Origin of the sequence: Virgibacillus aidingensis (assembly GCF_010994035.1) — a bacterium.
Lineage (GTDB): Bacteria > Bacillota > Bacilli > Bacillales > Amphibacillaceae > Virgibacillus_N.
Genome location: NZ_WIXN01000038.1, coordinates 1 through 10,297 on the forward strand (window position 1 = coordinate 1; position 10,297 = coordinate 10,297).

A 10,297-nucleotide genomic window follows, 5' to 3' on the forward strand; every position below is an offset into this window, starting at 1 on the left:
GAAGTTAAGCTCTCCAGCGCCGATGGTAGTTGGGGCTTTGCCCCTGCAAGAGTAGGACGCCGCCAGGCTGTTTTTAATTATATTTATCGGTTTTTGGCATATTATTTATTTGCTTTTATATTTGGGATTTGGAATAACCTAAGGAATATCGGAAATACTATATAAAGTAATATAAATTGTATTTACCTTTATTCCACAGTAGCTCAGTGGTAGAGCAATCGGCTGTTAACCGATCGGTCGTAGGTTCGAATCCTACCTGTGGAGCCATTTTTGTGTTTAAATATGCTTCCATAGCTCAGCAGGTAGAGCACTTCCATGGTAAGGAAGGGGTCGTCGGTTCAAATCCGGCTGGAAGCTCTTAGTGTGAAAGGCTTTTGCCCGCTTAAGGCATCAGCCTTTTTTCATTTCTTCTAACATTCTTCTAACATACACTTTTAAATCGAATACGTGGATTAATTGGAATGTATATTCTTATAAAAAGCAAAGAAAACCATATAAAATGATGTTTGAAGTACGATAACCTGGTCGAATCTACATATAATCTTCATCCAACAAATTGGCTATTTTTTTGGTCTGCTTCTACCGGGTAATGGCCATATATATTTGTTGTGGTGGTAATATTGACGTGTCCTAACCGTATGAATATGAATGTATATTTGTATTTTTATTTATTAAATCAGTTGCAGCAGTATGCCGCAGATCGTGAAAGCGTATCTTCTTTAATTGTTCCCTGTCATTCTCTTTCAAGTCATTATAGGACGGAAAGCGTATAACCCTTCGTAACCCAATTGCTTATTTACGAAAAGCCAGATTGCATTGACGACACACCATAGAATGCCAGAGGTCTGTGAGCGATGGTTCTTATCAACATTGGATATTATTAGTTGCAGGTTTGACTTTTTATTATGAGTGTTGCTTGTATTTCATTATTCTGTCTTTATGCTCTTTACCCCATTCCTGCATAAGCAAAATAATAGGTTCCAAAGTTCGGCCAAACTCAGTTAAAGAGTATTCTACTTTTGGAGGGACCTCTTTATAAACCTCGCGGTGAATCAGACCATCCCGTTCCAGTTCTCTTAATTGCAAAGTAAGCATACGTTGAGTAATTTTAGGATCTAGTTTTTGAAATTCATTAAATCTCTTTTTGCCGCCAATAAGATGAAAAAGGAGAATACCTTTCCATTTACCTCCAATAACATCCAATGTTATTTCCACTGGACATCCTTCAAAGTTAGAATCATCTAATCCAATTTTTCGATTTCTCATGCCATCTGCTCCTAATAGTATATTCTTTGATACTATGTGCAATTAATGTGCGTACTTCTTATATTTTATCATACAAGATATAATGAAGTCATATTAAAAAAATGAAAGGAATGAAAAGTATGAAAACTAAACATGCAGCCAATAATTTTCTTGAATAAATAAACAGTGAAAAGAAGTTTTTTTAAGTCTAAAGGGTGAACCGTTCACGATGGATGTACGTTCTGCAATCTTGCCGCTGAAAAGGGTTAAAATGTCTTCTCGTACCTTCCGAGTCGAGTGGAAAAAACCAGTGGTTTCTTGTATCTGCATTAACATGTGATTCTTTTGTTTCTAAAAGTTTCTTTATTATGAATGATATCTGTACAGAAAGTTAGGTGGTTTGCTTAAAACAAAATTTCACTTTGGTGATCTTAAAGTGGTACTTTCCGGGGTTTTTCTTAAGGTTTAAAGAATTAGACTGACAGGACTGTATTAAGGGGAGGAAAAGTAATGATTTCTTACAATTCTACGGCTCGGAAAAGCGGACAAATAGTTGCGGTTTTTGGCGCCTCTGGCCATACCGGCCAATTCGTCATCACGGAATTACTGCGTCGTGGCTTAACGCCTATCGCGATCGCGAGAGATGCGATGCGATTATCTGCGCTGGACTTTCAAGATCGCGGCGTGGAGACGCGTGTCGCCACGATCGAAAATCCCGAGTCGCTAGATCGGGCATTTGCCGGTACGTCAGCCGTTATCAACTGTGCAGGTCCATTTTTAGATACTGCAGAGCCGGTTATAGAGGCGGCTTTGCGTGCACGTATTCATTATCTGGATGTCACGGCAGAGCAAGCGAGTGCATTGGCAAACTTCGAACAATATGCGATTCCTGCCAGCGCCGCAGGCATTATTGCCGTTCCTGCTATGGGATTTTACGGCGGTTTGGGCGATCTTCTTGCCACTGTCTCTGTAGGGGGCTGGGACGAAGTAGACGAGATTTGCACAGCAATTGCCTTAAGTAATTGGGAACCAACGCAAGGGACACGGTTAACCGGAAAACGGAATACAGCCCGGCGGCTCTTCATTGCTGATGGAAAACTGGAACCATTACCCGCCCCAGCGCCGACTTCATCATGGAGTTTTCCTGAGCCCTTCGGCTGCCAGGATGTTGTTGAATTGCCGTTTACCGAAACTGTTGTGATCCAACAACATATACGGGTTTCCACACTACATTCCTATCTCAATCTAGCACCACTTCGGGATCTGAAGGATAAGTCTACACCGCCACCTAAACCAATCGATGAGATTGGGCGCTCTAACCAGATTTTCGCTATAGAGGTGGTAGCTCGAAAGGGATCAGAAACAAACCGTATAATTGCGCAGGGGCAGGATATATATGCAATTACTGCACCTATTGTTGTCGAAGCGGTGCAACGGATTCTCGACGGAATGGTTGAAGAGCGCGGTGTTCTTGCTCCCGGTTCAATATTTGATGCGATGGGCTTCCTGCAAACCCTCGTCCCCAGATATCTGACCTTAAAAATCAAGTCTTGAATTTTGTAAACGGAAATAATGTTGTAACGTTTGAAGGTCTTTATTCGAAACATTTGATGACACTTTTTAAATACTCTAGCCTAAAGTCTTCTGTCACCATAAGTTTCCATCTACTGAAAGACTGGCAGAACAAGGCTTTTAATATATGATTGTAATAGAAAGTTATACTAATACAGATATGGTAAGGAAAGAGGTCGTCGGTTCAAACCCGGCTGAAAGCTCTCGGGTCAACGCTTGTCCTATACGGGATAAAGCGTTTTTTTATGTTCTAACCAATAATATTCCACATTTTCTGGTGTTGAGACAATAAAATTTCCTATAATTTTAAAACTTTTCTATTTTAGGTGTTTAATTATTAAATGAAAGGGTACCTATCTTTATATGGGGTATCTTCAATTGGTATGCCAGTATAAGAAGATTATTATATACAGGCAAATCACTATGAAAAATTTTCGAAGAGGGAGTGTTTCAAAATTATGAAAGACCTTTATCCTTCAAGAAAAGGGGATACACCAAAAATTTTGGAGAGAAAGGATCCTGTAATCCATACGGAAAGATCTAAGGATGATCAGGCGCCTATTTCTAAGGAACAGTTAGATTTCTATGAAAAGAATGGTTTTTTGCAAATTGAAAACTTTTTCCCGGAAGAAGAAGTTGCAGACCTGCAGAAAGCTATTTTTGAATTGCAGGATGCAAACAAGGATGTGAATTCCGATAAAGTGATCCGTGAGCCGGAAAGTGAGGATATTCGTTCCATATTCCATGTGCATAAAGATGACAATTATTTCAAAGATGTAGCAAATGACCAACGTATTTTAGACATAGTAAATCATCTGCTGGGAAGTGATGTATATATCCATCAATCCCGAATTAACTACAAACCCGGCTTTAAGGGAAAAGAATTTGACTGGCATTCCGATTTTGAAACATGGCATGTAGAAGATGGAATGCCCCGGATGAGAGCGGTAAGTCTTTCCATTGCACTATCTGATAATTACACATACAACGGACCACTGATGCTTATACCCGGATCGCAAAATTATTATATTAGTTGCATAGGGGAAACCCCGGATGATAACTATAAAAAGTCATTGCAAAAGCAAAAGCTTGGTGTCCCGGATAATGACAGCCTGCGTTGGCTTGCCGAACAAGCCGGGGGCATTTCGGTACCGACCGGTAAAGCAGGTTCGATCACCTTATTTGAGTCCAATACAATGCACGGTTCTACAAGTAATATGACACCATATCCACGTAATAATTTGTTTATGGTATATAATAGCGTGGAAAATCAGCTCGTTGAACCATTTTCAGGCGGTAAGCCCCGTCCTGAATATATCGCTGTGAGGGAGGGAACTCCATCATACAGCGGTGCTAAATAAAAGAATAAAAGAGATTACCCCAAGAATTCTTATACTGGCATACATACATTCGACTGTCCCGAAAATGGGACAGTTTTTATTTTATGGTGAGGGTACAGTAAAGGCGATAGAATACCTTAGAATTGGTGCTTTTAAAAGCGATAATGTTAAAGTAAATCGAATAAAGAGAATAATTGAGAAATAGAGTAGAGGGGGTTGTTATTTTTTACTTTCTCCTCTCCTCTATCTAATATAGGACATATTCAAAAAATACAAATCTCCCTTACTAGATCTCTAAGCAGGGTACAAGCCTAATCAGATTATGAAGGTTTCAAAGTAAACTGCTTTTTCTCAGCCCTTATCAAGGGTCCGCCCAGTGAAACGAATACATTATTTAATTTCATTATTAACGTAACACAAGAAGAAGGGTTGGTGAGGGAAAAGGTTGATTAAGTTACGTTATACTCCAGCAAGAGATTATTCATGTAAAAAACCCTTAAGTGAGCTTTTCTCACTTAAGGGTTTAGTTAATATATGCATTTCATTTTGCTACAGCGCTTTAGACACTGGGTTACTCTTTACTTCCTTAAAAAGACAGTTCCCTCTCCCATGCGGAATACACATCGGTGTTCCGAAAATCGGGTCACAAGCTATGTTGCAGCGCATGCGAAATACTTCAGCAACCATGTCACTTGAAATGGTATCCTCGGGCTTGCCTTGTGCATATACTTTCTTGTCTTTGATGGCTATTATATGGTCAGCATAACGGCTGGCCAAATTTAAATCATGGAGCACCATAATAATCGTACGGCCATCTTTTTCGTTTAGTTCAAACAGGAGGTCAAGCACGTCGATCTGATGCATTAAATCCAAATATGTCGTCGGTTCATCCAATAGAATAATATCCGTATTCTGTGCCAGTGTTAATGCAATCCACGCACGCTGTCTCTGTCCTCCGGATAAAGAATCAACGGATTGATGCATTAGTTCAGTCATATTTGTATCATGCAAAGCTTTTTGCACAGCTTCCTCATCTTCCTTGGACCATTGATTCATGATCTTCCGGTACGGATGCCTGCCTTGTTTTACCAATTCATATACTGTCAGCCCCTCCGGACTTGCAGGTGACTGGGGGAGAATCGCCATGTTTTGCGCGACTTCCTTTGTGCGCATCTTTGCGATATTTTGCCCATTTAAAATAACTGAGCCTTCCTTTGGCTTTAATAAACGTGCCAATGAACGCAGCAGCGTGGACTTCCCACAGCCGTTTGGCCCGATTAGTACGGTGATTTCCCCTTTAGGTATGGTAATATCCAATTCATCTATAATAATGCGGTTGCCGAATCCAAGTGTTAGATTTTCCGCCGATAAAGATTCCAATATAAACGCCCCCTGTTCATAAAAGCGAACTATTAGGTACTACCTTAATTTTATTGGTTTCCAAGCGATTAGTCAATGATAATTATTTTCAGTTAGCAACAAGACATCAGAAAAGCACGCATTCGCTGTATTTTCCTGAAGTATCCCTCTAATTACTATGTGCATCGTTTTCTTTATAAGGTTCATGCAAAGTTCTACAGCGGTTTCTTTACCCCATCAAGAACCTGTGCTGTTTCACGGGGATGGTTTTACAGCACGAGCACAAATCAGTTAGTTTACTGAAAATTAGGGTTTAAAAATTTTATTTTTCTCCATCTGCTTCTGTGCTAAAAATATCTTAGCAGATAAAAAAGCCTTGCATTACGAAAATATGCAAGGCTTTTAGAATGAATTCCCGAAGAAAATTATTGCAGTGTTTCAATTAGCATATCCATTGTCTGTTCCGCAGCAATCAGGCCGCTATTGGTCCAATTGCTTTCATCCTCAATATAATACACCTGGTCATCTTGCACAGCGGTGGTATTATTCCATACATTACTATTTTCCAGTGTTTCTATTCCTTCATCATTCTCATTTCCGAGTATAATTACATGGTCTGCATCAAGCTCAGACAGTTTTTCCAAAGAAATGGGATCCCAGGAGGCTTCTGTTTCCCCTAATTCTTCCACAAGTGGCGGCACGTTGACGCCAAGTTCGTCATAAATCATGGCTGCACTGTGGCGTTCTTCTTCAAACAGGAAATAATTTCCGCCTGTCACCCACATCATGGCGAGTGTTTCATCCCCAAGTATGTTCTGAAGGGCTTCACTTGTTTCTTGTACTTTTGCTTCATAATCAGCAAGCGCTTGTTCTGCTTCAGCTTCTTTTCCTAAAATCTCTCCGAACTTTGTCAATTGTGTTTTCCAGTTCCGTGTTTCTTCCTCTGTCATCACATAGGTCGGCGAGATTGCTGTATATTCATCATAAGTACCTTCGTAGCTGTCTAATCCATTTTCCAATATAATCAGTTCCGGCTCATGACTTAGCACTTGTTCCAAAGGCATGGACCATTCAATGCTTTCAATATCTTCTAATTCATACTCCAAATAATCCTGCACGGATTCTCCTATTGCCCATTTTGCTGCCGGTGTAATGCCCAGAGCCAGCAGGGAATCTTCATGAAACGGAGCCATTACGCGTTCTGCACCTGCCGGAAGTGTCACTTCACCCATTTCAGAATCAACTGTGATTTCTTCATTGTCTGACGTCTCGGTATCCGGCGTATCATTTTCGTCATTATTATTGCCACATGAAGCGAGAAGTAATAAGGTTATAAGTAGCAGGATGAACAAGTATTTATTTTGTCTGATTCTATTCATGTTCGTTCTCCTTTATGATATAATCAACACCTAATGATAATGATAATCACTTTCAATTATAAAGTCAATGAATATTTCAACACTTTTATTCGCACTGGATATTTGACCGAACTATTTTTGAATGCTTATAGAAACATAGGAGCTTAACCATGAAAACTTCTCAATTATCAAAGGTTGCTATAAATATTATTGGTATTATTCTTGTTCTATTTTCAATTGGGGTATCTATTTCATATGGTGCCACAAATATTGAGTTACATACTGTATGGCAATCCATTTTTCAATTTGATCCGGATCAGCAATCACATCAAGTTATACGCGAGCTGAGAATTCCGCGGGCATTGGCTGCTGTATTGGCGGGAGCTTTTTTAGCAGTGTCCGGGGCAGTCATGCAAGGGATGACCCGTAACCCGCTTGCTTCACCGTCCATTATGGGTGTAACAGACGGGGCCGCTTTTATGCTGGTAATCATGCTTGCTTTCTTTCCTGCTGTTTCCAATAATGGGTCTACATTTGCAGCCTTTTTTGGAGCGGGGCTTGCTGTTACGCTTGTTTTTTTAGTGGGTTCTTTTTCCGGCGGAGGTTTAACTCCGGTCAAGCTGGCCCTGGCAGGTGTAGCGATAGGAACGCTTTTACGTTCCCTTTCTTCTGTTATTTCTCTGCATTTTCAGCTGGAAAAGGATATTGGTTTTTGGCTGGCTGGCGGCTTGGATGGAGCCGGATGGGGGTCGGTACAAATGCTTGCTGTTGCAGGGCTGATCGGAATACTCCTTGCCTTTTCCATCTCAAAGTCTATCACAGTGCTTAGCTTGGGAGACGATGTATCCACCGGATTGGGACAAAATAATACTTTGATTAAAATAATGGGAATTATTGTCGTTTTAATTTTAACGGGTGCTGCGGTGTCTGTCGCAGGTGCGGTTGGATTTATCGGGCTGATTATTCCGCATATCAGCCGATTCATTGTTGGTACCGACTACCGTTGGATTGTTCCGGCTTCAGCTGTATTTGGTGCACTGCTGCTTGTTAATGCCGATCTTGCCGCCCGTATGATCAATGCACCGTTTGAAACACCGGTCGGGGCGATCACTTCGATTATCGGAGTCCCTTTTTTCCTCTATCTGGCCAGAGGCAGTGGAGGTGACAGCAAATGACCAGCATAGAAAAACAAAAGCAGAAAAAGTTTTGGACGATTATTGGCATATTAATCCTGGCGATCATTGGATTTTCTTTTCTCAGCCTCAACTTAGGCGTTATTTCTATTTCTCCGATGGAAGTAATACAGACGTTATTGCAAAATGGCACGCAGCAGCAGGAACTCATCCTTTTTGAATTCCGCATGCCGGGTATTATATTGGCGTTACTAATTGGCGCAGGACTAGCGGTCTCGGGAGCAATCTTGCAGGGCATCACCCAAAATGACCTGGCAGATCCGGGGATATTGGGAATTAACACAGGAGCCGGTTTTGCAATTGTTTTATTTTTGTTTTTCTTTCAGGGTGCCATTCCGGCAGACAGTCCGGTATCCGCTTTTGTGCTGCCGTTTGCAGCTTTAATTGGTGCATTTACAGCTGCTATGCTCATTTATGCAATTGCCTGGAAAAAAGGCGTTTCGCCAATCCGGCTAGTCCTTGTGGGCATCGGTGTCAATGCTGCATTTAGTGCCCTCCTGACCATTGTACAGCTGAGAATGGATCCACAGGATTATCGGCAGGTTACCATTTGGTTAACAGGGGATATCTGGAATGCGAATTGGAGCTTTGTCATATCACTGCTGCCCTGGATGCTTATCCTGATTCCCATCGCGATAAAGAAAGGGAAGTCCTTAAATGTCTTTCATCTCGGTGATGATGTGGCCTCAGGTCTTGGAACGAGGGTGGAACTGGAACGGGGGTTATTATTACTGATTGCGGTCGCGCTGGCTGGAGCTGCTGTTGCAGCCGGCGGTGCTATAGCATTTTTGGGACTGGTGGTGCCGCATATCGTAAGAAAGCTGGTTGGCCCCCTCCACCAATATGTGATTCCAATTTCGGCTCTGTTGGGAGCATTTATTTTGATCGTCGCAGATATGGTCGCGAGCAATCTGCTTGCGGCTGCATCCATACCGGTTGGAATTGTTGTGTCGATCGTCAGCACGCCATATTTTATTTACTTACTCATGAAAACGAAGTAGCAGCTATGGAGGGATACCATGAAGACCAGTGAAGAGGTTTTCGATGTAACAATTATAGGCGGAGGACCTGCGGGTCTGTTTGCAGCCTTTTACAGCGGCATGCGGGAAATGAAAACCAAAATCATAGAATACTTGCCTTATCTTGGCGGGAAAATCCCTTATTTTTATCCGGAAAAAGTAATTCGGGATATTGGTGCAATTGCGGAAGCCACCGGTGATGAAGTAACGGATCAGCTCGTGCAGCAGGCGATGACTTTTGATCCAGCCATTGTGTTAGGGGAACAGGTGGTGGACTTGGAGCGGCTCGAGGATGACACATTTAAGCTGATCAGCAGCAATGGCAATGTTCATTTTTCAAAAACAGTTATTCTTGCCACCGGGTTTGGAACCTTGCATTCAGTAAAATTAGAACATCCCGAAGCTGCTGATTTTGAAGAAAAAAGTCTGCATTACACAGTGCGAAAACTGGCTGATTATCATGGCAGGCATGTATTGATTTCCGGCGGCGGGGATAGTGCCATTGATTGGGCATTGGAGCTGGAAAACATTGCAGCAAGTGTTACCTTAGTCCACCGGAGAAATGAATTTAAAGGATTGGAGAGCAATGTAACAAAGCTCAGGAAATCCCGTGTACGCATGATGACGCCTTATGAAATTTTGCAGATTCATGGTACCGAGGGACAACTGAGAAAGGTAACAATTCAACATAAGGATAATAAACATGATCGTCAGGATATTGCTGTTGATCGAGTTGTTGTGAATCATGGTTTTCAAATTAACCTGGAGCCGATAACGAATTGGGGGCTGGAAATGGCCGATGGGATGTTTGTGGTGGATTCCAGTATGGAAACATCGATGAAAGGTGTATTTGCAATTGGGGACATTGCGCACTATCCAAATAAATTGGGACTAATTGCAGGAGCTTTTAATGAAGGCCCGATTGCCATTAATCACGCTAAAAAATTGGTGGATCCCAAAGATCCGGTTGTGCCTCTATTCTCAACTGAATACCGACCGTTAACGGATAAAGAGTGATGTGGGGGACGAAGGGACAGGTACCGCGTCCCACCCCACCGGGACGCGGTACCTGTCCCTTCGTCCCCCTTGTGTCTTCAAGAAATCAATGCTATATTAATATGGAAAACTAAATATTTTAACGTATTCCTTCGGGGTCAGGTGAAAGTAATCACTCTGACCCCGTTTTAATTTGCTCTATAAACATTGGTGTA

At 41.7% G+C, this 10,297-nt stretch carries 8 protein-coding genes and 2 tRNA genes; 7 read left to right on the forward strand and 3 right to left on the reverse strand.

From position 1 onward, the window contains the following. The first annotated feature begins 192 nt into the window (after window positions 1-192). Window positions 193-267 (forward strand) — tRNA-Asn (locus GHD25_RS19495). A 17-nt stretch (window positions 268-284) separates the two neighbouring features. Further along, window positions 285-357 (forward strand) — tRNA-Thr (locus GHD25_RS19500). 546 nt (window positions 358-903) lie between these two features. Here GHD25_RS19500 and GHD25_RS19505 read toward each other — a convergent pair. Further along, window positions 904-1,266 carry a winged helix-turn-helix transcriptional regulator gene (locus GHD25_RS19505; protein ID WP_164220002.1) on the reverse strand — a complete coding sequence of 121 codons (363 nt, stop codon included), beginning with the start codon at window positions 1,264-1,266 and terminating at the stop codon, window positions 904-906. A gap of 489 nt (window positions 1,267-1,755) precedes the next feature. On the opposite strand from GHD25_RS19505, the gene GHD25_RS19510 reads away from it, so the two are divergent. Continuing rightward, a complete protein-coding gene (locus tag GHD25_RS19510) occupies window positions 1,756-2,799 on the forward strand; it encodes a saccharopine dehydrogenase family protein (protein ID WP_164220004.1) in 1,044 nt (347 codons plus the stop codon). A 476-nt stretch (window positions 2,800-3,275) separates the two neighbouring features. Beyond that, window positions 3,276-4,178, forward strand: a complete 903-nt coding sequence (gene thpD, locus GHD25_RS19515) for an ectoine hydroxylase (protein WP_164220006.1) — start codon at window positions 3,276-3,278, stop codon at window positions 4,176-4,178. Between the two features lie 528 nt (window positions 4,179-4,706). Here thpD and GHD25_RS19520 read toward each other — a convergent pair. Together GHD25_RS19520 and GHD25_RS19525 are read right to left on the reverse strand one after the other, a co-directional pair. After that, on the reverse strand, window positions 4,707-5,537 hold the full coding sequence (locus tag GHD25_RS19520; RefSeq protein ID WP_164220008.1) for an ABC transporter ATP-binding protein: 831 nt from the start codon (window positions 5,535-5,537) through the stop codon (window positions 4,707-4,709). Between the two features lie 404 nt (window positions 5,538-5,941). Beyond that, window positions 5,942-6,895, reverse strand: coding sequence for an ABC transporter substrate-binding protein (locus tag GHD25_RS19525; protein ID WP_164220010.1), 954 nt, complete (start codon window positions 6,893-6,895; stop codon window positions 5,942-5,944). A 149-nt stretch (window positions 6,896-7,044) separates the two neighbouring features. Between GHD25_RS19525 and GHD25_RS19530 the strand changes: the two genes are divergently transcribed. The 3 genes from GHD25_RS19530 to GHD25_RS19540 are packed head-to-tail and all read left to right on the forward strand — an operon-like array spanning window position 7,045 to window position 10,103. Further along, complete coding sequence (locus GHD25_RS19530; RefSeq protein WP_164220012.1) at window positions 7,045-8,049, forward strand: FecCD family ABC transporter permease; 1,005 nt, start codon at window positions 7,045-7,047, stop codon at window positions 8,047-8,049. Further along, window positions 8,046-9,068, forward strand: coding sequence for a FecCD family ABC transporter permease (locus GHD25_RS19535; protein WP_164220014.1), 1,023 nt, complete (start codon window positions 8,046-8,048; stop codon window positions 9,066-9,068). Before GHD25_RS19530 ends, GHD25_RS19535 begins: the two co-directional genes overlap by 4 nt. A gap of 18 nt (window positions 9,069-9,086) precedes the next feature. Next, window positions 9,087-10,103, forward strand: a complete 1,017-nt coding sequence (locus GHD25_RS19540; protein WP_164220016.1) for an NAD(P)/FAD-dependent oxidoreductase — start codon at window positions 9,087-9,089, stop codon at window positions 10,101-10,103. Window positions 10,104-10,297 lie beyond the last annotated feature (194 nt).